The organism is Anabaena sp. FACHB-1391, assembly GCF_014696755.1.
GTDB lineage: Bacteria > Cyanobacteriota > Cyanobacteriia > Cyanobacteriales > Nostocaceae > Dolichospermum > Dolichospermum planctonicum.
On the sequence record NZ_JACJQS010000039.1, the window covers coordinates 1 to 25,234 of the forward strand.

General features: G+C 35.4%; 28 protein-coding genes. 13 read left to right on the forward strand and 15 right to left on the reverse strand.

Going from position 1 to position 25,234, the window contains the following annotated elements; genetic code table 11:
- From H6F62_RS16530 to hypB, 11 genes are all read left to right on the forward strand, one after another.
- The coding region (locus H6F62_RS16530) for a type ISP restriction/modification enzyme (RefSeq protein WP_347238722.1) at positions 1-1,359 on the forward strand (1,359 nt) is incomplete at its 5' end.
- Between the two features lie 39 nt (positions 1,360-1,398).
- Positions 1,399-2,559 (forward strand): hypothetical protein, encoded by a 1,161-nt coding sequence (locus H6F62_RS16535; protein WP_190372512.1) that lies wholly within the window; start codon positions 1,399-1,401, stop codon positions 2,557-2,559.
- Between the two features lie 31 nt (positions 2,560-2,590).
- The gene (gene hypF / locus H6F62_RS16540) at positions 2,591-4,936 is read left to right on the forward strand and encodes a carbamoyltransferase HypF (RefSeq protein ID WP_190372513.1); all 2,346 of its coding nucleotides are present in this window, start codon (positions 2,591-2,593) and stop codon (positions 4,934-4,936) included.
- Positions 4,937-4,994: 58 nt separating this feature from the next.
- On the forward strand, positions 4,995-5,240 hold the full coding sequence (locus H6F62_RS16545) for a HypC/HybG/HupF family hydrogenase formation chaperone (RefSeq protein ID WP_137909073.1): 246 nt from the start codon (positions 4,995-4,997) through the stop codon (positions 5,238-5,240).
- 145 nt (positions 5,241-5,385) lie between these two features.
- Positions 5,386-6,537, forward strand: a complete 1,152-nt coding sequence (hypD, locus tag H6F62_RS16550; protein WP_190372514.1) for a hydrogenase formation protein HypD — start codon at positions 5,386-5,388, stop codon at positions 6,535-6,537.
- 24 nt (positions 6,538-6,561) lie between these two features.
- Positions 6,562-6,777, forward strand: coding sequence for a 4-oxalocrotonate tautomerase family protein (locus H6F62_RS16555; protein WP_028089727.1), 216 nt, complete (start codon positions 6,562-6,564; stop codon positions 6,775-6,777).
- 78 nt (positions 6,778-6,855) lie between these two features.
- Positions 6,856-7,950, forward strand: a complete 1,095-nt coding sequence (gene hypE / locus H6F62_RS16560; protein ID WP_137909071.1) for a hydrogenase expression/formation protein HypE — start codon at positions 6,856-6,858, stop codon at positions 7,948-7,950.
- Between the two features lie 183 nt (positions 7,951-8,133).
- Positions 8,134-8,397 (forward strand): type II toxin-antitoxin system Phd/YefM family antitoxin, encoded by a 264-nt coding sequence (locus H6F62_RS16565; protein WP_137909070.1) that lies wholly within the window; start codon positions 8,134-8,136, stop codon positions 8,395-8,397.
- Positions 8,369-8,716, forward strand: a complete 348-nt coding sequence (locus H6F62_RS16570) for a type II toxin-antitoxin system RelE/ParE family toxin (RefSeq protein WP_231395417.1) — start codon at positions 8,369-8,371, stop codon at positions 8,714-8,716. Before H6F62_RS16565 ends, H6F62_RS16570 begins: the two co-directional genes overlap by 29 nt.
- A gap of 110 nt (positions 8,717-8,826) precedes the next feature.
- Entirely contained in the window at positions 8,827-9,168 is a 342-nt protein-coding gene (hypA, locus tag H6F62_RS16575; RefSeq protein ID WP_028089723.1) for a hydrogenase maturation nickel metallochaperone HypA, read from the forward strand.
- Positions 9,159-9,983, forward strand: a complete 825-nt coding sequence (gene hypB, locus H6F62_RS16580; protein ID WP_190372515.1) for a hydrogenase nickel incorporation protein HypB — start codon at positions 9,159-9,161, stop codon at positions 9,981-9,983. Before hypA ends, hypB begins: the two co-directional genes overlap by 10 nt.
- 51 nt (positions 9,984-10,034) lie before the next feature.
- Here the strand turns inward: hypB and H6F62_RS16585 are convergent, their stop codons facing one another.
- The 7 genes from H6F62_RS16585 to H6F62_RS16615 form a co-directional block, all read right to left on the reverse strand.
- Complete coding sequence (locus tag H6F62_RS16585; protein ID WP_190372516.1) at positions 10,035-10,643, reverse strand: class I SAM-dependent methyltransferase; 609 nt, start codon at positions 10,641-10,643, stop codon at positions 10,035-10,037.
- Between the two features lie 109 nt (positions 10,644-10,752).
- Positions 10,753-11,124 (reverse strand): hypothetical protein, encoded by a 372-nt coding sequence (locus H6F62_RS16590; RefSeq protein WP_137909067.1) that lies wholly within the window; start codon positions 11,122-11,124, stop codon positions 10,753-10,755.
- Positions 11,117-12,115: an LLM class flavin-dependent oxidoreductase gene (locus H6F62_RS16595; protein WP_190372517.1), complete on the reverse strand. Its 999-nt coding sequence runs from the start codon at positions 12,113-12,115 to the stop codon at positions 11,117-11,119. The genes H6F62_RS16590 and H6F62_RS16595 overlap by 8 nt, the downstream gene beginning before the upstream one ends.
- A gap of 18 nt (positions 12,116-12,133) precedes the next feature.
- Complete coding sequence (locus tag H6F62_RS16600; RefSeq protein ID WP_028083567.1) at positions 12,134-12,469, reverse strand: hypothetical protein; 336 nt, start codon at positions 12,467-12,469, stop codon at positions 12,134-12,136.
- Positions 12,470-12,614: 145 nt separating this feature from the next.
- On the reverse strand, positions 12,615-12,926 hold the full coding sequence (locus H6F62_RS16605; RefSeq protein WP_028083566.1) for a hypothetical protein: 312 nt from the start codon (positions 12,924-12,926) through the stop codon (positions 12,615-12,617).
- A 2-nt stretch (positions 12,927-12,928) separates the two neighbouring features.
- Positions 12,929-13,192: a hypothetical protein gene (locus tag H6F62_RS16610; RefSeq protein WP_028083565.1), complete on the reverse strand. Its 264-nt coding sequence runs from the start codon at positions 13,190-13,192 to the stop codon at positions 12,929-12,931.
- 37 nt (positions 13,193-13,229) lie between these two features.
- The gene (locus H6F62_RS16615) at positions 13,230-13,658 is read right to left on the reverse strand and encodes a hypothetical protein (protein ID WP_190372518.1); all 429 of its coding nucleotides are present in this window, start codon (positions 13,656-13,658) and stop codon (positions 13,230-13,232) included.
- Between the two features lie 683 nt (positions 13,659-14,341).
- Between H6F62_RS16615 and cysK the strand changes: the two genes are divergently transcribed.
- Entirely contained in the window at positions 14,342-15,283 is a 942-nt protein-coding gene (cysK, locus tag H6F62_RS16620) for a cysteine synthase A (RefSeq protein ID WP_137909064.1), read from the forward strand.
- 66 nt (positions 15,284-15,349) lie between these two features.
- Here the strand turns inward: cysK and H6F62_RS16625 are convergent, their stop codons facing one another.
- From H6F62_RS16625 to fdxB, 7 genes are all read right to left on the reverse strand, one after another.
- Entirely contained in the window at positions 15,350-15,823 is a 474-nt protein-coding gene (locus tag H6F62_RS16625) for an ArsC/Spx/MgsR family protein (protein WP_137909063.1), read from the reverse strand.
- Positions 15,824-15,966: 143 nt separating this feature from the next.
- Positions 15,967-16,578 carry a cupin gene (locus tag H6F62_RS16630; protein WP_137909062.1) on the reverse strand — a complete coding sequence of 204 codons (612 nt, stop codon included), beginning with the start codon at positions 16,576-16,578 and terminating at the stop codon, positions 15,967-15,969.
- Between the two features lie 33 nt (positions 16,579-16,611).
- Positions 16,612-17,097 (reverse strand): hypothetical protein, encoded by a 486-nt coding sequence (locus tag H6F62_RS16635; RefSeq protein ID WP_137909061.1) that lies wholly within the window; start codon positions 17,095-17,097, stop codon positions 16,612-16,614.
- Positions 17,098-17,193: 96 nt separating this feature from the next.
- On the reverse strand, positions 17,194-17,784 hold the full coding sequence (locus H6F62_RS16640) for a heme-copper oxidase subunit III (protein WP_190372519.1): 591 nt from the start codon (positions 17,782-17,784) through the stop codon (positions 17,194-17,196).
- A 77-nt stretch (positions 17,785-17,861) separates the two neighbouring features.
- The gene (gene ctaD / locus H6F62_RS16645) at positions 17,862-19,541 is read right to left on the reverse strand and encodes a cytochrome c oxidase subunit I (RefSeq protein ID WP_137909059.1); all 1,680 of its coding nucleotides are present in this window, start codon (positions 19,539-19,541) and stop codon (positions 17,862-17,864) included.
- A 140-nt stretch (positions 19,542-19,681) separates the two neighbouring features.
- Positions 19,682-20,617, reverse strand: coding sequence for a cytochrome c oxidase subunit II (locus H6F62_RS16650; protein WP_137909058.1), 936 nt, complete (start codon positions 20,615-20,617; stop codon positions 19,682-19,684).
- A 412-nt stretch (positions 20,618-21,029) separates the two neighbouring features.
- Positions 21,030-21,323 carry a ferredoxin III, nif-specific gene (fdxB, locus tag H6F62_RS16655; RefSeq protein WP_028083556.1) on the reverse strand — a complete coding sequence of 98 codons (294 nt, stop codon included), beginning with the start codon at positions 21,321-21,323 and terminating at the stop codon, positions 21,030-21,032.
- A gap of 927 nt (positions 21,324-22,250) precedes the next feature.
- On the opposite strand from fdxB, the gene H6F62_RS16660 reads away from it, so the two are divergent.
- The gene (locus H6F62_RS16660) at positions 22,251-23,840 is read left to right on the forward strand and encodes a helix-turn-helix domain-containing protein (protein ID WP_190372520.1); all 1,590 of its coding nucleotides are present in this window, start codon (positions 22,251-22,253) and stop codon (positions 23,838-23,840) included.
- Positions 23,841-23,902: 62 nt separating this feature from the next.
- Here the strand turns inward: H6F62_RS16660 and H6F62_RS16665 are convergent, their stop codons facing one another.
- A complete protein-coding gene (locus tag H6F62_RS16665; protein WP_190372521.1) occupies positions 23,903-24,901 on the reverse strand; it encodes a sucrase ferredoxin in 999 nt (332 codons plus the stop codon).
- Between the last annotated feature and the right edge of the window lie 333 nt (positions 24,902-25,234).

Here is a 25,234-nt window from a genome sequence, read left to right on the forward strand (position 1 = left end):
ATTGATCAAAATGTGTTTGATATTCAACAGGGTGTAGCGATTTTAATTGCTGTGCGGGAAAAAGATCAACCTGATTATGGTTCTACTGCTTATAAATCCAGAGATGGTGTTAAGGAAATGGCTCAGGTGTTATATTATGATCTGTGGGGAAGACGTGAGGATAAATATAAGTTTTTAGAATCTGCAAGTTTAGATAATATTGATTGGATAGAAGTAAAACCTACTGAACCTAATTACTTTTTTGCACCGAAAGATTTTGATTTAGCAACGGAATATAATCAAGGATGCTTAATCAGCGATATATTTATAATTAATTCCAGTGGTTTTACTACTCATAGAGATAACTTTGCAATAGATTTTGATAGAGATGTAATTAAAAAAAGAATACTTGATTTAATATCTGAAGATTTATCTAATGATTATTTGCAAGAATTATATACTATTCATGATAGTAGAGATTGGAATTTAGCTGAAGCACGAAAACAAGTTAGAAAAAATCTCAACTGGGAAAATGATTTAATTAGTTGTTTGTATCGTCCTTTTGATAAGCGTTTCTGTTATTTAAGTACAGTAGCAATGGATTTTCCCCGTCCACCATTGAAACAGCATCTAATACAAGATAATCTGAGTTTATTATGTAATCGTCAGCTTTCTATTATGGGGTGGAGACATATTTTTGTTACTAACTCAGTTCCTGAAATCTGTTCTATTTCATCAGCAAGTAGAGAAAGGACTTATGTTTTTCCTCTCTACACATACCCAAATATAGAAAATAAACAAACAAATCTTTTTCTAGAAAAAACTCCTAACCTATCCCCAAAATTCTTAGAAGCTATTAAAGAAAAACTTGGTAAAATACCCACACCAGAACAAATCTTTTACTATGCTTATGCTATATTTCACAGTCCTACATACCGCACTAGATACGCTGAATTTCTGAAAATAGATTTTCCCCGTCTTCCCTTAACCAGTAATCAAAACCTATTTAATTCATTAGCTATCAAAGGAGAAGAACTAGTTAACTTACATTTAATGAAATCCGATAAACTCAATAATTTAATGACAACCTATCAAACAATAGAAGATAATCAAGTTAACGAAGTTACCTATAATTCAGAATTGCAAAGAGTATATATTAATAAGCAAAGTTATTTTACAGATATTCCTCAACATATCTGGGAATTTAAAATCGGAGGATATCAAGTATTAGATAAATGGTTAAAAGACAGAAAAAACGCCAAACGTCAATTATCTACCCAAGAAATTAACCATTATCAAAAAATTGTTATCTCCTTAACAGAAACTTTCCGAATAATGCAGGAAATTGATGGAATTATTCCAGGTTTTCCCATAGAGTAAAAACTGGTAATATTAACCAATAATAATTCCCTATCTACATTGCAAACCCAAAATATATCCCATTTCTCCCTCTTCCCTCATAGCGCCAAAATAATATTAGGAAATAATATTACACCAGAACAGTTAGTAATTCCCCTTGTACCCACTCCGACAACAATGTTTGGACCCCGTGCAGCTTGTTTATTATCACCAACCGGACCATTATGGGTAGCAGATACAGGACATCATCGTTTATTGGGGTGGCAAAATTTACCCACAAAAGACCATGAACCTGCGGACTGGGTAATAGGACAACCAGACTTTTTTCATGAAGGACAAAATGCAAAAAATACACCAGGAAAATCTACATTTAGTGTACCTACGGGTATTTGTAAATGTGGTCATGGTTTAGCGGTTGCAGATGCTTGGAATCATCGTATTTTAATCTGGTATAATACACCTAAGGATAGTCATATTCCCGCAGATTTAGTATTAGGACAAACTAACTTTATTGATCATGAACCAAATCGAGGACACCAACAACCCGCAGCTAATACTCTCCATTGGCCTTACGGTATTTTTTATCATCAAGGTCAGCTATTTGTAGCTGATACCGGAAATCGTCGGTTATTAATTTGGAATCAATTACCCACAGAAAATGGCCAACCTGCGGATATAGTTTTGGGACAACCAGACATGATATCACGCAATGAAAATGGGGGTAGTTCTCCCACTGCTGCTAGTATGCGTTGGTGTCATGATATCACGATGTGGGATGATAATTTAGTTGTGACTGATGCAGGTAATAACAGGGTGATGATTTGGCCAGGAATACCAACAGAAAATAATACTCCTTGTGCGGTGATTTTAGGACAAAAAAACTTTAATTTTGTAGAATTAAATCAAGGGGTTTATTTTCCTAGTGCTAGTAGTTTAAGTATGCCTTATGGAGTAGATATTTGGGGAGATTATTTAATGGTAGCTGATACAGCTAATTCGCGTTTAGTAGGATGGAAAAAACGAGAATCTATTTTATTATTACAGGGTGCAGATGCTGATATTGTCATTGGGCAAGATAACTTTACAAATAAAAGTGAAAATCGCAATTTTGGACTAGCAACGCGACAAAGTTTAAATTGGTGTTATGGAGTTAAGGTTTGTGGAGAAGTTGCGGTAATTGCTGATTCTGGGAATAATCGCGTTTTGATTTGGAAGTTTTGATTATCTCACGCAAAGTCGCAGAGGAGGAAGAATGAGAATAGAAGAAATTCGGGTTAGTGGGACTGTACAAGGTGTGGGTTTTCGTCCTACCGTTTATCGTTTAGCTAATATTTTAGGTTTGAAAGGTGAGGTTTATAATGATGGCAAAGGGGTGTTAATTCGTGTTTCTGGTAGTGAGGAAATAATAACGGAGTTTGTGAATAAATTATATCAAGAATGTCCGCCTTTGGCAAAAATTAATCAGGTGGTTAGAGGTCTATATTGGGGAGAATTTAATTTTGATAATTTTGTGATTTCTCCAAGTGTTAATAGTGTGATAAAAACTCAAGTTTCTCCTGACGCTGCAAGTTGTCCCCAATGTCAAAGGGAAATTTTTGATCCTTTTAGTCGTTATTTTCGTTATCCTTTTACTAATTGTACTCATTGTGGTCCAAGGTTAACTATTATTCGCGCTATTCCTTACGATAGGGATAATACGAGTATGGCCAATTTTCCCATGTGTAAGGAATGTAAAAGGGAATATGAAGATGTGGAAAATCGTCGTTTTCATGCTCAACCTGTGGCTTGTTTTGTATGTGGACCTCGTGCATGGTTAGAAAGGGCTGACGGTAAACCTGTGATATCTGATATGTTCTCAATGTTGGATGATGTGGATGCTGTTTGTACTTTATTACAAAAGGGTGAAATTGTCGCTATTAAAGGTTTAGGTGGTTTTCATTTGGCTTGTGATGCTAGTTTAGAAAATGCAGTGATAAAACTCAGAACTCGTAAACATAGATATCATAAACCTTTGGCTTTAATGGCCAGAGATATGAATATTATTTCTGAATATTGCCATATTAATGATTTAGAAAAAGAATTATTAACAAGTTCGGCAGCACCTATTGTTTTATTAAAAATTAAAGATAATCATAAATTAGCATCTGCTATAGCACCAGGACAAAATACCCTGGGTTTTATGCTACCTTATACGCCTTTACATCATTTAATGCTCAGAAGAATGAAAGTACCAATAGTTTTAACTAGTGCTAATATTTCTGATGAAACACAATGTATAAATAATGAAGATGCTAAAGATAAATTATCGAAAATAGCTGATTATTTTCTATTACATAATCGAGATATTTTTAATAGAGTAGATGATTCGGTAGTTAGAGTTATTGATAATAAAATTCAAACCCTCAGACGTGCTAGAGGATATGCACCAGCACCAATTATTTTACCACCGGGATTTGAAAAAATACCGCCTATTTTAGCCATGGGTAGCGAGTTGAAAAATACCTTTTGTTTATTAAGAGCAGGTGAGGCGATTTTATCACAACATTTAGGAGATTTAGAAAATGCGTCCGCGTTTAATGCTTATCAAGAAACATTGAATTTATATCTAAATTTGTTTCAACATAAACCAGAAATAATTGCTATTGATAAACATCCAGAATACTTATCATCTAAACTTGGTAAACAACTAGCAACGGTTAATCATATTAAATTAGCAGAAATTCAACATCATCACGCCCATATAGCCGCTTGTATGGCAGAAAATCAAATTTATTTAGATACAAAACCGATTTTAGGAATAGCCTTTGATGGTTTGGGATATGGAGAAGACGATACATTATGGGGAGGAGAATTTTTATTAGCAGATTATCAAAGTTTTCAAAGATTAGCAACATTTAAACCTATGCCAATGATAGGAGGAAAACAGGCAATTTATCAACCTTGGAGAAATACCTATTCTCAATTAATTAATGCTTTTAGTTGGCAAGAAATACGAGAAAAATACAGGGATTTAGCAATAATCAAATTTTTAGAACATAAAAACCCTAAACTACTCAACCAAATCATAGAAAAAGGTATTAATTCACCCTTAACATCATCAGTAGGCCGATTATTTGATGCAGTTGCAGCAGCCATAGGTATTTGTCCAGAACAATGCAGCTATGAAGGACAAGCAGCCATAGAAATGGAAGCAATAGCTGATACCAATATTTTAAACAATGATGAAGAAACTCTAAATTATTCCTTTAAATTGGAAAAATCAGCTAATATATATTATATAGATACATCCCCGACATGGCGAGAAATTTTGAATGATATAAAACAGCATATTTCATCACCAGAAATAGCAGCAAAATTTCATAAAAGTTTAGCTGTTGCTATTGTAACAATTGTTAAACAACTTAGACAAGAACATCAATTTAATCAAGTAGCATTAACAGGAGGAGTATTTCAGAATCAAATTTTATTAAAACAGGTAAAAATGCGGTTAGAAAAATTAGAAATTAACGTATTAACTCATAGTATATTACCCACAAATGATGGCGGTTTATCATTAGGACAAAGTGTAATTGCAGCCGCCAAATACTTAAAAAAGTAACAAAAAATTCGTCCTCTGTGCCTGGAGTGGTATGTAAATCTAAAAAAAGGAAAAAAAAATGTGTTTAGGAATACCTGGACAAATAACAGAAATAACCAACAGAGAACACAAACTAGCCACAGTTAATATTGGAGGAGTCAAAAGAGAAATAAATATAGCCTGTATAGTTGACCAACAACACCCACCAGAGGCTTGTATAGGAGATTGGGTATTAGTTCATGTTGGTTTTGCCATGAACAGAATCAACGAACAAGAAGCAGCAGAAACATTAAAACTATTACAAGAAATAGCCGCCTTGCACTGAAGTACAAGGCTAATAGCAAAAGTCCGTTAAAACGGACTGGAAAAACAAAATAATGACATTCTAGCTAATCATAGCTAATCAATTTATGTTTTGTAAAGTAATTAATCCAAAATCTAAAATCTAAAATCTAAAATCTAAAATTGATATGAAATATGTAGACGAATTTCGCAACCCCGAAAAAGCCCAAGCATTACAACAAGAAATAACCAAACTCAGCCAACAAATAAATAGACACTTAAAAATCATGGAAGTATGTGGAGGACATACCCATTCTATTTTTAAATATGGAATCGAAGAAATATTACCCGATAATATAGAATTAATTCATGGTCCTGGTTGTCCAGTTTGTGTAATGCCCAAAGGTAGAATAGAGGATGCGATCGCACTGTGTCAACTACCCAACATCATATTTACCACATTTGGCGACGCAATGCGTGTACCTGGTGCAAAAACCAGCCTTTTGCAAGCTAAAGCCCAAGGTGCGGATATTCGCATGATTTATTCACCCTTAGATAGCCTGAAAATAGCCAAAGAAAACCCCCATAAAGAAATAGTATTTTTCGGTTTAGGCTTTGAAACCACCGCCCCCAGCACTGCATTTACCATACTTCAAGCAGCCGCAGAAAATATCACTAATTTTAGTATGTTTTCTAATCATGTATTAGTAATTCCCGCCTTGCAAGCATTATTAGAAAATCCCGATTTACAACTTGATGGTTTTGTTGGTCCTGGTCATGTAAGTATGGTCATAGGCACAGAACCTTATGAATTTATTACCCAACAATATCATAAACCAATTGTTATTTCTGGCTTTGAACCATTAGATATCTTCCAATCAATTTGGATGTTATTAAAACAAATAGTAGAAAATCGTTGTCAAGTTGAAAATCAATATAACCGGTTAGTAGAAACTAGGGGAAATCAAAACGCATTAACAGCCATGAATCAAGTTTTTACAGTGCGAGAAAAATTTGCATGGCGAGGTTTAGGAGAAATACCCAATTCCGGTTTCAAAATTCGCCCAGAATATGCCCAATTTGATGCTGAAGTTAAATTTACAATTCCGAATTTAAAAATAGCAGATCATAAAGCTTGTCAATGTGGAGAAATTCTCAAAGGAGTTTTAAAACCTTGGCAATGTCAAGTATTTGGAACAGCTTGCACACCGGAAACACCCATAGGAACTTGTATGGTTTCTTCTGAAGGTGCTTGTGCAGCATATTACAAATATGGGCGACTGTCAACCATGGCAAAAAGAGATAAATCAGGTGTATCTACCGAACCTATATCAGTCTAAATCGCACAATTTGAGGAAAATTATATGCCTTTTGTCACTGTTCAAATTGGTAAGGGTCACTCCATAGAAAAAAAGCGTAAACTAGCCCAAGCTGTCACTGAAGCTTTAGTTTCTGCACTAGGAACAAAACCCGAATGGATAACTATTCATATTGATGAATTTGAACGAGATAATTGGGCGGTTGGAGGGGTTTTACACTCTGATAAACACGCTGGTAGACATGAAGAAACTGGCAGATAATTAACTAATAATGACAGGCAAGATGCCTGTCCCACAACAAAAAATATAATTACAAATAATTACAAAGCAATTTTAAAAATGACAATTAACTCTGATCAGAATCCACTTTTCCAAAAAATTGAGCAAGTCCGTCGTCGTCAAGGAAAGATAAGAGATACTCACATTAACTTATCCCATGGTAGCGGTGGTAAAGCCATGAGAGACCTAATAGATGATATCTTTGTGAAAAGTTTTGATAATCCCATTTTATCCCAATTAGAAGACCAAGCCACATTTGATTTACTGAGTCTTTCTCAACATGGAAAACGATTAGCATTTACTACAGATTCCTATGTAGTAGATCCTTTATTTTTTCCTGGTTCAGACATAGGAGAATTAGCAATTAATGGTACAATTAATGATTTAGCCGTGAGTGGGGCAAAACCTTTATATCTCACTTGTAGTATGATTTTAGAAGAAGGTTTACCCATAGAAACATTAAGAAAAGTTGTGGCTAGTATGCAGAAAGCAGCCGAAAAAGCTGGAGTGCAAATAGTCACAGGAGACACCAAAGTTGTTAATAGAGGTTGTGCCGATAAATTATTTATAAATACTGCCGGCATTGGGATAATTCCCCCAAACATTGACATTTCTCCTCGCAACATTCAACCGGGAGACGTGGTAATTATTAATGGAGAAATAGGAAATCATGGCACAGCAATATTAATTGCCAGAGGAGAATTAGCATTAGAAACAGATATAGAAAGTGACTGTCAACCACTGCATGAATTAGTCGCCGAAATTATTAAAATTTGTCCCCAAATTCACGCCATGCGAGACGCAACCAGAGGCGGTTTAGCCACAGTATTAAATGAATTTGCCCTCACTTCTAACTTAGGAATACGCATTCATGAAAATGCAATTCCCATTAAAGAAGAAGTAAATGGAGTATGTGAAATCTTAGGTTTAGAACCCTTATATTTAGCCAACGAAGGAAAATTAGTCATAGTTGCACCTCCAGAAAAAGCCGATTTGATTTTAGCAACAATGAAAAACCACCCCACGGGAAAACAAGCCTCTATTATAGGTGAAATCATTCCCCACCCACCAGGAATAGTCCTTTTAAAAACCGCCTTTGGTGCAGAAAGAATCATAGATATGCTAGTAGGTGATCAACTGCCCAGAATATGTTAAAATCTATAAATTATGTAGGTTTGGTTGACCTATGTTACCCAACACTTCTGACATTTTTGCGGTTTTGTTGGGTTGCGCTGTCGCTTAACCCAACCTACAAATTCTATCATCAACACAGAAGTCGGGTATCTTGTGCATGAATTAGTGATATAATCATATACAATACTTATTTTTTACCAGAATATGTTAAAACACCTCACAATTACAGAAGCACAACAGCAAATTTTACATTTGCCAGATGATGTACAACAAGAGCCAATAATTATTACCAAACATGGTAAACCAGTTATGGCGGCTATTAGTTTTGAGCAATATGAATCTTTATTAGAAACTTTAGCAATTTTATTTGATCAAGAATTTAACCAACAATTACAAGAAAGTATAGCTCAAGCACACAGGGGAGAAACTATTAGTTGGCATGATGCAAAACTCAAACTCGGACTTTGAAAAACCACAAACTGATAATATTGAATTTGAAATTCAGTTAACGCCTTTAGCATTGGAGATGTTAACAAATATTAAAGATAAACGTCACCAAAAAGCTCTAATTTCACGAATTGATAAACTAAAAATAGAACCTGAAAAGCAGGGAAAACCTTTAACTGGACAACTAATAAATTATCGTAGTCTTAGGGCTGTAGGGCAACGCTACCGTATAGTTTATCAAGTGGAAAATGATAAGGTAGTTGTTTTAGTAGTTGGCATAGGTTTAAGAAAGGAAGGTAATAAGGAAGATATTTATAATCTCTTACAAAAATTATTGTAGCAGTTCCCATGCTCGTGAGATACAAAGTTTTTTAGTTTTAGGGAACAGGAAATAAATTGATGTATACTTTATTATACTCCTTGTCCGTAACGGCTCAACTGTCACCTAATATGCACGAACTCGGAATAACTCAAAATATCATTGCCATAGTCACCGAAAATGCCCAAGGTAAAAAAGTCCAAAGAGTATTATTAGAAGTTGGTAAATTATCGGCTATTATGCCAGATGCCATTAAATTTTGTTTTGATATTTGCGCCCAAGGTACAATAGTTGAAGGGGCAAGATTAGAAATTTTGGAAATACCAGGAATGGCTAAATGTCGTCAATGTGGTACAAATTTTTATGTCGAAAAACCTTTTGGTATTTGTGAATGTGGTAGTATTAAATTAGATATAATAGCTGGTGAAGAACTAAAAATTAAAGAAATTGAAGTAGAGGAATTATGTGTGTAATTTGCGGATGTTCTGGTGATAATCAAACAACAATTACAAATATGGAAAATGAACACCATCATACTCATACTTTAGCAGATGGAACTGTAATTACTCATTCTCATCATCATGAGGAAACAACCCAAATTCATGCTCAAATTCATAATACAACCATATCTTTAGAACAAGAAATATTAGGTAAAAATAACCTATTAGCTGCCCAAAATCGCGGCTGGTTTAAAGGTCGAAATATTCTGGCTTTAAATTTAATGAGTTCTCCCGGTGCAGGTAAAACTACTTTATTAACTCGCACTATTAATGATTTAAAAAATACACTAACTATCAGCGTTATTGAAGGTGATCAAGAAACTACAAATGATGCTGAAAAAATTAAATCCACTGGTTGTAAGGTCGTGCAAATTAATACGGGTACAGGCTGTCACTTAGAAGCATCAATGATAGAAAAAGGGCTGCAAGAATTAAATCCGCCCCTTAATTCTGTGGTGATGATTGAAAATGTCGGAAATTTGGTTTGTCCGGCTTTGTTTGACTTGGGAGAAGGGGCTAAGGTGGTAATTTTATCGGTAACGGAAGGAGAAGATAAACCTATTAAATACCCTTATATGTTTCGCAGTAGTGATATTATGATTTTAACGAAAATTGATTTATTACCTTATATCAATTTTGATGTTCAGCGCTGTATTGAATATGCTAAACAGGTGAATCCAAATATGCAAATTTTCCAAGTTTCTGCTACTACTGGGGCAGGGTTGGAAGGTTTATATAATTGGTTATCTGAACAGGTCAATAATTCATCAAATTTGATTTCTGTTTAAATATTAAATCAAAATGGTGCGTTACGCTGTCGCTAACGCACCCTACAAAGATTATTTTTGAAAAATAGTTAATAATACAAACCCTAATAAGGGATAATGACCTACACAAGTTAAACCGGCATTATTCCCCATTTCTTCTCTTTGTTTTTGGCTATAAAATCTAACTGCTGTATGAGAATGGGGTGTAATTTGACATGATGATGAGTTATTAAAAGTAATGTCCACTAAATAAAATTTACCACCAGGAGAAAGTACCCTTGCTACTTCTTTTAAAACCTGGTCTGGTTGGGGATAATGCAAAAAACTGATAGTATTAAAAACCGCATCAAATTGTCCCTCTACAAAGGGGAGATTTTCGGCATTACCTTCAAGGTAAATTAAGCGGGGACGGTGGCGGTTATTTTGCCTCGCTACCCGCAACATTTGGGGAGATAAATCTAAACCTGTGCCTGTAATTTCTGGAAACTGATTTGCTAATCTATTTAATAATCTACCTGTTCCACAACCTAAATCAAGTACATTGGCATTTGCTGATAATTCAACTTGGGAAAGTAATCTTTTATGAATTGCTTGATAAATAAAGGAAGGAAATGTCCAATCATAACTATTTGCCCAACGATCAAATAGTGCTTTTTTGTTATTAATCATGTTGTTAATCATGGCTGGTATATTGTATTTATTTTATTATAACAAGATAGAAGATAAATCCCCGACTGCTTGAAGAAGTCGAGGATCAGGTGATTTTAGTGATTAAAATATAATTTAGGACTTACAACCAATCTCGATAGGCTGAAATTTCATTCACTCCAATTTCAAAGGGTGATCCTTTGCCAAAAGGAGGATAAACGCGAATTTTGGCATCTTTAGTGAATCTTTCCAGCCTATTTCCTAATTGGGGAATATTACTAACTATATGCCAATAGGCAACCAGATCGGGACAGTCTACAATTAACATCAAAGTCGTCTTATTTGTGGTCATGTACCACTGACAATTAGATAGTAATACTTGGGTAATGCGATCGCACGCATAAAAGAAGCACTTACCAATAGACTGTTCCAACTCTAAATGTAGCATTCCATCCTCTTTTGTTACCTGAGTCGGAGGTAAATCATCGGGAGGAAGTAGGGAAAGTTTAGACATAATTCCGCACCTCTTGATTGTAGCGTTGCAAACTTTCTCGATTTTTTTGTAAGGAAAAAGATGAAGGTTTTAACGCTAGTGTGCTGAGATTTAATTCGTCCTGAAATTTCTTGATTTTGTCACGACAACCGTTGACATCACCGATAATTGAGTTTTCCAGCAAATAGTCCTCATCAAAACAAATATTTGTCCGATCAAATGCTGGTTGTTGAGGACTTTTTTCCATTACTTGAGTTGAGTTAGCCGTCATTTCTTTGCTAAAATGACGAATAAAAGGTAATGCTTCATTTACCGCTTGATCATGAGTTTTACCCACAAAAAAGAACCGCGCTAACAGGAACTTTTCTGCACCACGTTGATTAAATTCCCGATATTTATTAACCGTCTTCTTTAGTCTTGCTAAAGAAAACGGCGGACCCCCCATTAAACCAAAGGAATTTTTAGCAGCAAAATTAACTGCATCATCATCACCACTAGCAACATATATAGGAATTGGTTTTTGCAGTGGTTGGGGTTGTATCGTCAGATTTTCGCATTGATAATATTCGCCATTAAATGATACGTTAGTTTCATATAATAGCTTTTGAATCAATGCCACTGACTCTAACATTCTGGTGCGAGATTCCTGCATTTTCACACCAAAATGTTTATTTTGCTGCGGAAAAGGTCCACCTTTAGCTACTCCAAAAGCCAACCTACCACTACAAAGATTGTCCAAAGTAGCAATATCTTCAGCCACGCGAATTGGTTGGTGAAATGGCAATAATACAGCCGCAGTTCCTAGACGAATTTGCGAAGTCACACCTGCTAAATGTGCCAACAATAGCAGAATTGAAGGACTGAGATTGAACTCATTAAAATGATGTTCTGTTACCCAAGCTTCTTCAAAACCTAAACTTTCAGCCTCCTTCACCAATAAAACTTGTTCAAAGATAGTGCGTCTAGCATCATGGTGATGATTTTCGTAATTGCAGAAAAGTCCTGTTTTCATTGTTAACCAAATATTAGATTAGGCTGCCACTAATTGCAACTCCAACCATAATCGAGGTTCAGACTGTTTTAACTTCGACATAGGATCACGTAGCAATCGTTTAGCATTGAGACAAACTACTTGAATTAGCCCCATATTTTCAGCTAATTCTCTGAGGATTTGTTTTTGGGCTTGAATATAGGGCATTATGTCTTCTCGACAATAAATTCCTATATATTGAAACCGTTTTGCAGGTCGTCCCCAAAAGCAAGTGATAACTTTCACGTGGCAGCCTTCTAAAAGTTCTCCCACGGACGGATAATAGTCATCTACCACTCTGAGAAATTCTTGGGCTAGGATGTCTTCAGTAATCATTTGACTGATTCTTCTGTAGCGTCCATAACTCTATTTAGTATAACATATTATTATCAAATAAACCTAACAAAATTAATCATAAAATACATAAAATATTAGATCCCCGACTTATTAAAGAAGTTGGGGATCTGAATATCTCCAATTTTTATCGAGAATTACGTTCTGCGACTAAAACATCGGCAATAATATCTGGTAGACTTTTTAAATCTGTATATCCTTCTGCACCAGCAATTGGGGAAATAAAAGTATAATTAGGGTCACAAACTCCTGTGTCATAAACCTGCATAAACCATCTATCAGGTAATCCCTCTACACCCAATTCTACAATATACCAACTCTCACCCATTAAGCGAGAATTAAATACTGTAAACCAATCTCTAAAATCATCAGCAATATTCCAATCTGCTAAGAGAAATTCTAATGATATTTTTCCAGCATCAGTTGCGGTCAATAACATGATTACTCCTGAGTGACAACTTGATCAGAAACTTCAGGATATAAACCTAATTCTTTGGCCAATTGTTTAGCAACAAAAAATAGAAATTGCGCCCCATCTTGATTACCTTGATGAGCAAACATTGTGGCTACTTGTAACATTGATTGCACTAAACCAGAGTCAATTAATTCGGGTTTTGCTTCTAAAACTTCTGGTTCTTGACCATTAGGACATTGGAGAAGTTCATCAATTAAATTAAAATACTGTGTTTGGCGTTCGTCTGTCATGATAATTTAGTTTATTGTGAATGATTAAGTTGAAAAATTACTGTTCGATGCTTTGTTTCCACATTCTTTCTAACATAGCAATGTGTTCTTTTAATACAGCAGCACGATAGACAAGATATCTGTCATAAGCGATAATTCCTACACCAATACAAATGGGTGTTACTAAAAATAACCATTGCAAAATTGTCGCTAATTTATATCTTTTTGCGGTAACTTTGAGTTGATGCAGAAAATTGTGATCAGATGGCTTGGATTTGACTAAAGATAACTGAGTATTGATAATTTTTGTTTGGGGAGATAATGCTGAAGATGCTATATTTATTTTCTGCAATTCACAGGATAAATTCTGTGTTTTAACGAACTCTTTATGTTGTCCCCAAACCATAGCAAATACTATTATCCCTGGAGAAATTAATGCTAAAGTTACTAAACTTACAGTCAGCAGATTTAAAAATTTCACTTTCATGTTTATTCTCCCTTACCAGGACTTAATTACCTAGAAAGAAAATTTTTATGAGTATGTTTATTTTTTGCCCCTTTTTTATTCAAAATATGCTGATGACAAATGCAGGAGTTAAGAAGTCCCCCCTGATTCGTCAGACTTTCATCTGGAGAACTTCGGGGGGTAGAGGGGAATCTCTGCGTAAATCCTATATCGTTTATATCAGTTCCCTTTTTAGTCCCGATTTTCAGCAACTCAAGTTAATATTATTAAGATAATTACGACATTACTCAAATTCTGTGATCCTGATTTGGTAAGCATTTAAAAGAAATTAAAATATTTTTTGGGGTTGGGGTGCTAGTATTTATTGAGTGGGGGACTAGCATTTTTGAAAAAGGGGACGGGGTATTTTGTACTCAAACTCAAACCAAGACAGACTATTAGTTTTAGATATTTTGCTAAGAAAATTCCCAAGTACAAACTGTACTCAAATTACATCATTCCATGACAAAGATAAACCTAAGATATCTTAAATAGCTCAGAAACAACATTAAGATATTCTAATAGTTTTTAATAATTACTAATATTTTTGGTGAAATAGATAGAAATTATGCTAGAATAAGCGTGGTTAATACCAATACTCAATGAGATAAATACTTGAGCAAAATAGATTAATATATAAACTTTAGAAGTTTAGGAGTTAAAAAATGCGAATTGCTAAAGATGTAACAGAACTGATTGGAAAAACTCCATTAATTCAGTTAAATAAAATTCCCCAAACCGAAGGAGTGAAGGCCAGGATAGTTGTCAAACTAGAAAGTATGAATCCTGCGGCCTCTGTCAAAGACAGAATTGGCGTAAGTATGATTCTTTCCGCTGAAGCTGAAGGTTTAATTTCACCAGGAAAAACGGTTTTAGTTGAACCAACTTCCGGTAATACAGGTATTGCTTTAGCCATGGTAGCAGCCGCGCGGGGCTATAAATTGATTTTAACCATGCCCGAAACCATGAGTCAAGAAAGACGCGCCATGCTGCGGGCTTATGGTGCAAGTTTGGAGTTAACACCAGGAACTCAAGGAATGCGAGGAGCAATTAATAAAGCAGAGGAAATTGTGGCGAATACTCCCCATGCTTTTATGTTACAGCAATTTGCTAACCCTGCAAACCCGAAAATCCACCGAGAAACCACCGCTGAGGAAATTTGGGCGGATACGGACGGAGAAGTTGATATTTTAATTGCTGGGGTAGGAACAGGCGGTACAATTACTGGTATTGCAGAAGTGATTAAACAACGTAAACCCAGTTTTCAAGCTATTGCGGTAGAACCTAGCAACAGTCCCATTTTATCAGGTGGTAAACCCGGTCCTCATAAAATTCAAGGTATTGGTGCGGGATTTATTCCTGATGTGTTGCGTCAAGACTTAATTGATGAGATAGTCCAAGTTGATGATATAGATGCAATAGCGTATGGGCGTAGATTGGCCAGAGAAGAGGGTTTATTATCGGGAATATCTTCTGGTGCGGCTTTATCTGCGGCTATTGTTGTCGGTAAACGCCCAGAAAATGCGGGTAAATTAATTGTGGTGATTCAACCTTCCTTTGGTGAACGCTATTTAAGTACCGCTCTGTTTCAAGATTTGATGAGTTAATTAATTCACCCAAATTCGAGGGTGCGTTACTTTAACACTAACACACCCTACTAAAATTGTCAATTATTATTGGTGATTTTTACAACCACCTTGACCATGATGGTGGTCGTGATTATCTTTATTAGCACATCCTTGGAGGTCTTGCTGTAGGAGGTTTTCGCTCATTTGTTGCAAAGATTCATCCACAGGTTTTAAGCCTATCCATGCGTCAATTTTCTCCACATCAAAACCGATTTCTCTTTTGTCTCCTACTTCTATCAAAGGACGACGAATTAATAAAGGATCTCTCAGCATCATGATCAAAGCATTTTCAGCCGTGATATTTTCAGGATTCACCTCTCCTGATTTTACCCTGGGTGCGGCTTGATTAAACCATTCTATTACCGGGCGATCGCCAAAAAATGACCGCAATTTTTCTACAGTCCAAGGTTCTGTTAATAAACTATATGCTACCACTTCATGACCTGCGGCTGTGAGTAATACTTTTTGTCTGGTATTGTTTTTACAGCCTGGTTTTTCATAGAAAAGTACTCTGGCCATTGCTATTTCTCCTATTGGTTTCTAGATGGAAAATAATTAACCGCAGATCAACGCAGATTCAAGATGATTTTTTTGATTGATAGCTAACACCTATATCCCGAAATTATAACATTTGCTATTTTTGCCATTAGCTTGAAAATTCTTTAAAACTTTTTAGCAACGTGGTTAATTACATCAAATTCAAATCTCTGGTTTGGGTTTGTTTCTCCATAAATATTAAATGTTACTGTTGGTTCTTCACCCATTGCTTGAACATCATGTATTGTCTCAGGTGTCAAGCTGATAATATCACCAGGAAATAAGTTGATTTCTCCTGTTCTTTCAATTTTATCAGGAAAATCAGGATTTCCACTACGTCGCCAAAATGTGTTTTTTTCCTGACCTTTTAATATAGCAATTACTCCCCATGTGCCATGATTATGAATAGTGGAAGTTGTTCCTGGTGCAAATGTTACTGTTTGTACGGTCAAGGGAAATCCTAATTCATCATATAATAATAAAACAGAAATTCCCGTTTTGGCATCAGGTTTTAAAAACTGACTTTGTACCCAATAGGAATTAACAATTAATCGTCTTACCAGGGTTCTTATTGCTGGAAGTTGGATTGATTCCTCTTCAACATGATTGAGTACATCTTCCACTTCAGTTAAAAAGCGATACAGACGATAATTATCCTGCAATAAATCCCATGACCTTGCTGATTTACAAATTTGATATTCTCCATTTTCCGCAACAAACCAATCTTTACCTTGCATAATTTATGAACGTTTATGAAAGTTAACGAAAGTTTAATCATCTGCTTCCGGTGGACGAGTTAAAATCTCTAGCAGAATACCAGCACCAAAATCATTTTTGTCATCAATTCCTTTAATTCTGCTACTAATTTCCTTCGCTTCTTCTATTTTTCCTAGTTTAGCTAATACCAAACCAGAAGCAGCATAAGCATTCAAATACAATCTGATTTGCGGTTCTTCCTGACGTTTGATTAAGATAGGTTTAAGTTCTTCCCACTTATCAGGTAGATTTTCCACTGCTTTGATTTTAGCGGTTATTTTCTCTGCTGTTGTCAGTGCTAAACCATAATTATTTTTGTAGTAAAAATATCTATAAGCTGCGACTAAAATATCTGTATTATCTGCTGTTTTAGCCAAAGCTTGCTGCATATATTTTGTCGATTCTTCTGTATTTTCCCAGGTGGCTGCGGCTAATATCAATAATTCTTTGATATCATCTGCAACATCAAACCATGAAAATCTATTGTTATCAGTTTTCATAATAGTTAATCCCTAGAAGTTTTTGCTGAAATTATGATAATTATTTTAGACAAGAATATGAGTAATTCGTAATTAGGAATTACTCACAATCCATTTTTACAAAATATTGAGAAGATAGACCAAAGTAAAGAGAATAATCCAAATGATATCAACAAAGTGCCAGTAAATTTCTGCCATTTCTATGCCAGTATGTTTAGTAGCAGAATAATGATCACGACGGAAAGAACGCCATAGGACACCTAAAATTAATAACAGTCCTACAAAGACGTGCAAGCCGTGAAAACCTGTCATTAAATAAAAGCAATTCGAGAAAATATTGGTAGTGAATCCATAACCTAAATTCATGTATTCATAAACCTGACCAGCTAGGAATACAGCACCCATAATGGCGGTGATAAAATACCAAAACCGCATCCAACCCACACTATTTCTTTTAATTGCCATATCACCAAAATGAATGACAAAACTGCTAGAAACGAGGATGATAGTGTTAATAGCGGGGATAAATAATTCTACTTCTGTGCCTTCTGGTGGCCAAACTGCTGTCGTCCCTTTAAAAAACAAATAAGTGGCGAAAAATCCGCCAAACATCAAAGATTCAGAAGCGAGAAATGTGATTAAACCCCACACTCGTAAATCTGGATGTTCTCCGTCGCTGTGATGTTCACTGGGTGTAATTGCAGTCATATTATTTTCCTGGTAAATTTTTTCTCGTCTTACGCAAAGGTGCAAAGGCGCGAAAGACCTCTGCATACCTCTGGGTTTTAACTGATAGCTTCTGTCACTGATGATTCTTCATGGTGATGTCCGTAGTCATAGGGTCCATGGGTAACAACTGGTAGAACTTCCCAGTTTTCAATAATGGGTGGAGAACTGGTTGTCCATTCTAAAGTTAAACTTTCCCAGGGGTTGTCACCAGCAATTTCGCCTTTTTGCCAACTGTAAATGGCGTTTAAAGCGAAGGGAATGACGGAAATACCTAAAAGGATTGCGCCAATGGTGCAAAGCTGGTTTAAGCTGGCAAATTGGGGGTCATACATGGCAACTCGGCGGGGCATTCCTTGTAAACCCAGTTTGTGCATGGGTAGAAATGTCAGGTTTGTACCGACGAATGTCAGTAGAAAATGAATTCTTCCCCAGGTTTCGTTCATCATTCTACCGGTGATTTTGGGGAACCAGTGATAGATACCTGCGTAAATACCAAAGACTGAACCACCAAATAAAACGTAGTGAAAATGACCGACTACGTAATAAGTATCGTGAACGTGAACATCAAAGGGGGCTGTTCCCATGGTGACACCGCTTAAACCGCCCATGACGAACATGGAAAGTAAACCGATAGCAAATAACATGGCGCTGGTAAAGCGGATTTTTCCGCCCCAGAGGGTTGCTACCCAACCGAATATTTTTACACCTGTGGGGACTGCTACTATGAGTGTGGAAATGGTGAAGAACATCCGCATCCATCCAGGTGTACCACTGGTAAACATATGGTGTACCCAAACGAATAAACCAACGACGCAAATAGCAACGGTGGAAAAGGCAATGGCTTTATAACCAAAAATCGGTTTTCGGGCGTGGGTGGGAATAATTTCGGACATAATTCCGAAAATCGGCAGAATCATTAAATAAACTGCCGGGTGGGAATAAAACCAGAATAAATGTTGGTAAATAACCACATTACCACCTGCGTCTGGTTTGAAAAAAGATGTCCCGAAATTAATATCAAATAACAGCAAGATTAAACCTGCTGCTAATACTGGAGTAGATAAAAGTGCGAGAATGGAAGTTGCTAGAATTGCCCAACAAAATAAGGGAACTTGATCCCATTTCATGCTGGGAACTTTCATCATCAAAATGGTGATGACAAAGTTAATAGAACCTAAAATTGAAGAAGTTCCGACTAAAACAATGGACAAAATCCATAAACTTTGGGCGTTGTTGGCGGTAACTAAACTTAATGGTGGGTAAGCAGTCCAACCAGATTGAGAACCACCAAAGAAAAAACTTAGTAATAGTAATAATCCAGCGACGGGATTTAACCAAAAAGCGATCGCATTTAATTTAGGAAAAGCCATATCTCTAGCACCCATCATTAAAGGAACTAGATAGTTACCAAATCCACCAATGGCACTGGGTACAATCCATAGGAAAATCATGATTGTTCCATGATTTGTCATAAAGGCATTGTAGAGATTTGGATCAATAAAATCCGAGTCTGGTGTGGCTAATTCCGTACGAATTGCGATCGCCATTAACCCACCAATGAGATAGAATACAAAGGCTGTCACCAAGTATTGAATACCAATCACTTTGTGATCAGTATTAAATGTGAAATAATCTCTAACTTTCCACGCTGTGGGATGAGAACTATGAGTATTTAGCAGCGTTGGTGCTTGATTTTCATTTGGTGGAGGATTAACTGGAAAATCTACTTGTGTCATATTTTTGTTGGTTGTCTTTTGTCAGGTTTCAGTTATTAGCTAATAATTACTAACGACTGAATTTTAGATTTTAAACTTCGAGGATGATTCAATATCCAAAATTTTAGACAAGAATCAATCTAAAATCTAAAATCTAAAATCTAAAATTGATGGGCTAATGACTCAAGATTTGCGGGAGTTACATCTAAATTCTGAGTGTAGGGGGCTAGAAATTCTGATGGGGATAAATTCTCTAAATTCACAGCCACTGCATGATTTATCTCTTGATGTTCAGCAATTTGATTTTCACTCATCCAAGCATCAAAATCTTCTCGTTCATGGACAATTACCTGTGTCCGCATTGAACCATGATAACCACCACATAATTCTGCACAAACTACTGGATAAGTACCAGTTTTTGTAGCTGTAAATCGCAGTTGAGTAGGAACACCAGGAATAGCATCTTGTTTGAGACGAAATTGGGGAACCCAAAAAGAGTGAATTACATCATCTGCCGATAAATTTAATTGGACATCAGTACCCACGGGAACGTGCAATTCTCCAGCAGAAACACCACTTACAGGATAATTAAATAACCACGCAAATTGGATTCCTTTGACATCTACAACTAAATCAGCAGGTTTATTTTTGGTTTGAGGATTTTCACCAATACCAATATTAGTTGTATGACTAACATTCATAGCAGTTGTTGACCCCTGGTGAGGATGACTACCCACACCAAAACCACCCATTTGGTTATAAATATCAACACTGTAAATGCCTAAAAAGATCACAATTACCGTAGGAATTGCTGTCCAAAAAATCTCTAAACTCAAGTTACCTTCTACAGTTACACCATCGGAATTATCTCCTTTTCGTCGTCTGTAGATAACTAGAAACAGCAGAATTGTCCCTTCAACAACTAAAAAAAGGGCAACTGCAATTGTAAACATGATATTGAAAAAACCATCTACCAAAGGCGCTTGTTGCGATGCTGCTTCCGGTAATAAATGATGATTTTGACCAATCCAGATACTGATAGGGGCTATGATCATCCCAGCTAACAGTGTCCACAGCGAAACAGGAACTTTTTGCATAAATGCTACCTGCTTTGTAAACAGTAATAAAACAATAGTCAGTGAAGATAGACTTTGTTTCTATAGATCAATAATTCTCTTTTGCAGAGAGAATCATCTTTTTATTTTTCACTATTACTGTTCTAACTTGTAACTAGCAAAAAATGGCTAAACTTCCATATTTTTTCATATTGATAACCACAAAATCCCCGACTTCTTGAAGAAATCGAGGATCTGAGAATTAATATTTTCATAAACCAAATATAAGTAGAAAAAATAGTAGCAAGTATGATTTATTTAGATAATAACAATTGACGATTTACGTTTCTGTTTACCGTGAACTTTTCAACTAAATTCTGTAAATATCGAGATTCCCCTCTAATTACCTTGCTGAGAATGACAAAAATCAACTGTTTAAAAATCACCCAAAATGTTACTGGTCTAAAGTGGTATGACTGTAACAATTCTTGGGACAAATCCGAGAACAAGCTTCACAACCAATACAGTTTTCTGGCTTAATAACAACCATTACTTTCCGTTCAATTTCCTCATCATCTTCATCTTCTACAAATTCACCTTCTTCATTCAAAGCCATTAAGCCCAAAACTTTATGACCGCAAACTTTCATACATCTGCCACAACCAATACATTTATCCTTGTCAATTTCTTGAGCAAATTTAGGAGTCCAAGCAGTACCTCCAAAAGTCAATCCTGTTAATGTAGCCATGAATCGAACCTCAGCAATTTTAGCTAGATGTTAGTTAATCCTTTAATCTTCATACTAGCCTAATATTTAATTTTTTCAATAACGAAAATTAACTTTTTTGTCAAATTTTCATGACTTGCTAAACAATATTATTTATTTTTAGTTAGTTCAAATTATTAAATAATATTAATTATTGATAAATTTAGATTATATCCGCATCTAAAAAGCTTATTAGCCAAAGTTTTCCACGATTGTGTTGAAATTTATTTTCTCAATAAATCTGATTCAATTAGCCAAAAAACACCTTAATTAATAGGAATTATCATCAATTATTACCGCCAATTATTAGCTAAATTGACTTGCCACTTGCAAATATTTTTTATTTAGATGAAAATATACCGTTCATGGTATTTATAAATACAAACTTAAAAAAATAATTTCCTTTATTTTTGAACCATTTTGTGCCTAACTACTCAAGATGTTCATAAAAAACATTTAGACTAATTTATATAGCCCAGCATAAACATTATCACAATAAATATCTAGGTAAATATTAAGAAATTCCGCCAAGCTCATACTGAACAATCTTATGCAAATCTTTATGAAATTTATAGTTAATGAAGAAGTAATAAAGTCTAACTTTGCCAAATATCAATAGCTACAAAATCTGGCTTCATCAACCCTATAAGTAATTAATCAGAGGAGAAAAATATCTTCTCGTTATAGAGGTAATTGGGTAACAAATTATCAATCAAAAGGACACATTATAGCAGTTCTTATGTATTTAATCTCCTTCGTCCTTTGCGCCTTTGTTCCTTAGCGTCTACTCTTCAAGATCACTAAGAGTGATAGCGCGAAACCAAATCTAAATGTAGTTCATTTATCCAAAAATTCTGTAAGGGGAGACTTGAGCCAAACATCTCAACGATTAAAGTAGGAAGACCTCCTATGCCGCATATAATTCCTAATAACAATTGCGTGGGATGTGACAAATGCCGACCCCTATGTCCTACGGGTGCAATCAAAATCGAAGATGATGAATATTGGGTTGATCCTGTCCTTTGTAATAATTGTGATGGTCATCATTCACAACCACAATGCGTAATTGCTTGTCCAACAAATGCCCCCATACCTATACAGGCAAAAAAAGGAAGATGCAAAATTGAACCACGAGATGCTACCAGTTCCGATTTATTTTCTAATGGTAAGAATAACCCCTTTGCTTCAGCAATAGTTATCTGGGAAGCTTGTAATCTATTAGCACAACGGACATCTTTACAATGGGAAAAAAATGCAGAAGGTAATTGGCATTACCACCGCTCAGTTAATCAAGGAAAAGGGACAATTTATTTTCAAATTCACAACCTATTTCCAGTTAATAACTGCACCAATAATAATTTACAAGCAATTGATTATTTAGATATTCGTGCTGCTTGTATTCATCTCATTTTTGCGGCTAAAATCACAGCCTTAGATCAACCTTGGCAAGAAGAATTTACCATTGATGAACGACAAATTGAACAGTATTTGGGCTTGGAAAAACGTAAGGATCTGAGCAAAAGTACCAAACTCGGTTTAATCAAAAATATCGTTTATCAAACCTGTTCTCTCATGGTTTCTATTGACTGGCCGCAACAAGGTAGAGTTCCCAGTTTTGCTATTAAAGATAGTTATCTCTGGAATTTGATAGATACTCAACACCATTTTCAAGAAGATGATCAAGGGTGTAAATATTTGATTGGCTTAACATTTACAATCAAAGCTGGGATTTGGACGCAACATTTTTGCAACAGACAAGGATGTAAAGAACGCACTGCATTTTATCAATATGGCAGCCTTCCTAAAAGCTTATTAACCACGGTTATGAGTTTGTGGCAACAACATGAGGGCGCTGTTAGACTCATGCTTTGGTTATTATTTAAAACTAAAATGGGTAGGGAACAACGCATCACTATTCCTACCTTGCTGCGCGTTGCTTATGGTGAAGAAAAACTAACTCAAGCTTCTAGACATAGGGAAGAGCGCAAACGCCTACTTAAAGCCTATGAAAATGATTTAGAAGTTCTCAATCATTATGGAATTAAACCATTATTTGATCCTGTCACCTATCCCCCAGAAATTCAACCTTTATGGGCTAAATTAGTTGATATTCCTGAAGATCCTGATCAAGCTTTAGAATTTTGGATTAATGACGGTAGTGGTGAAAATCGTCTCACCGATAGCGGACCTCGTGGTAAATGGAATCTGCTCCTGAATGCCCGAATTTTAGCTTTTGAACTGCCTCCAGATTGGGAAAAGCATTCAGAATCAGATAAGAAACAACGTCGCACTACTAAACCTAAAAGCAATCATCAACAAACAGGTAATTTACTAGGGAAACAAGTGATAGAAGGACGCAAAAAAATGAACCTTTCCCAAAGGGAATTAGCTAAGTTAATGGAAAAAAGCCAAAGCTGGATTCGTGACGTGGAGAAAGGTCGTTTAAAAGCTAAATTAGATGATCAAATGCTCTTGAGACAATTGCTAGATATTCCTTAACTTAAAATAGATCCCCGACTTCTTTAAGAAGTCAGGGATCTGGGTCTATTCACAATCATATCCTAACTATAAGTTGCCACTTTTTTAGCTACCAACCAAAGATTAGATACAGCATATTTCATACATACTACTTCTTGTGCAGCATGACAAGAAACTTTCAATGCTTGTGTTTTTACATTATCTTTTACAAGTTTGGCTTGGTAAGTGTAGAGTGTCCCAGAGGGTTGTTCAAAACTTAACTCACCCAGAATTGTCTGATTATCTAAACTCTTTTCTAGTATCTTACCTGTTACTTTATAATTAAACCAATCCCATCCTAAACGTAGGATCAGTTCTTTTTCCAAAATTTGCAAAGGATTAGGCAATATTCCCCAACCACGATAAATTTTATTGAAGCATTCTATATCACCACTATAGTTAAGAATTGATGGAAAGGTATTTTGATCAAGAATCCCATAATATCTTCCTTGGGGAAAATCTATGGCTGTGGGAGCAAATCTATGACCACCAAAATGGCTCGATTTCCAAATTCTCACCTGATTTGATTGTAAATCAAAACTTTTATTTTCAGCATAATTTTTAGCATAATTTTGAGCATAAAAATAAAAAGGATTACCATATCTCGCACAACATTGATCATGGCTACCATGAGTACATATTAATATATCTCTGCTGCTTGGGGTTTCTATTTCATAATCAGTATTAAAACCTGCTAAATATTTACTAACAACTCCCGCTGCTTTTTCAATATTCGGTAGTTTAAATTCTTGCTTACTATATCCTTTGATTAATCCCTTTTGCTGCTGATAAATTAACAAAGTTGTCTCTTTAACTCCATGGGATTGATCATTAGCAATTAGCAGAAAGCAAACTGGCATTTTAGCACGTTTTACTTCTTCTACTAAAATCCGTAAGTTGTCGGGAACCCATTTGGAATTGAAGGCTTCATAGGTCCAGGGTGTAGGACATTCTACTAAAATATAGGTTTGGTAGTTGGTAGCAGTACCAATCATATCTTCTTGTAGTTGTCGTGAATTATCAGCACAAAAAAATTTATTCATTTACATTTACTCAAGGATGGATTTTATGGACAATTTTTAGCAGAAATTCAAGAGGACACTTGATCATATTCTAATTTTTTTAAGTTTTTCCGGCTAAATAAATTCTGTTATCAAAAATGTAATCATCTCAAATATAGATTTTTTACATTTTAGCGGGAGAATTTATGTAATATTTTTTATACTTTATATCGGTTTCGACCAGCATTTTTAATCTTCTGTGTTGACTCCTAAATGATGTTTTTCCTCAATTATCTAAATAAAAATCCTATCTTTTGTCTGTATACCCAATAGCATACATTCACTAACTTTTAAATTATATTTCAAATTATAGCT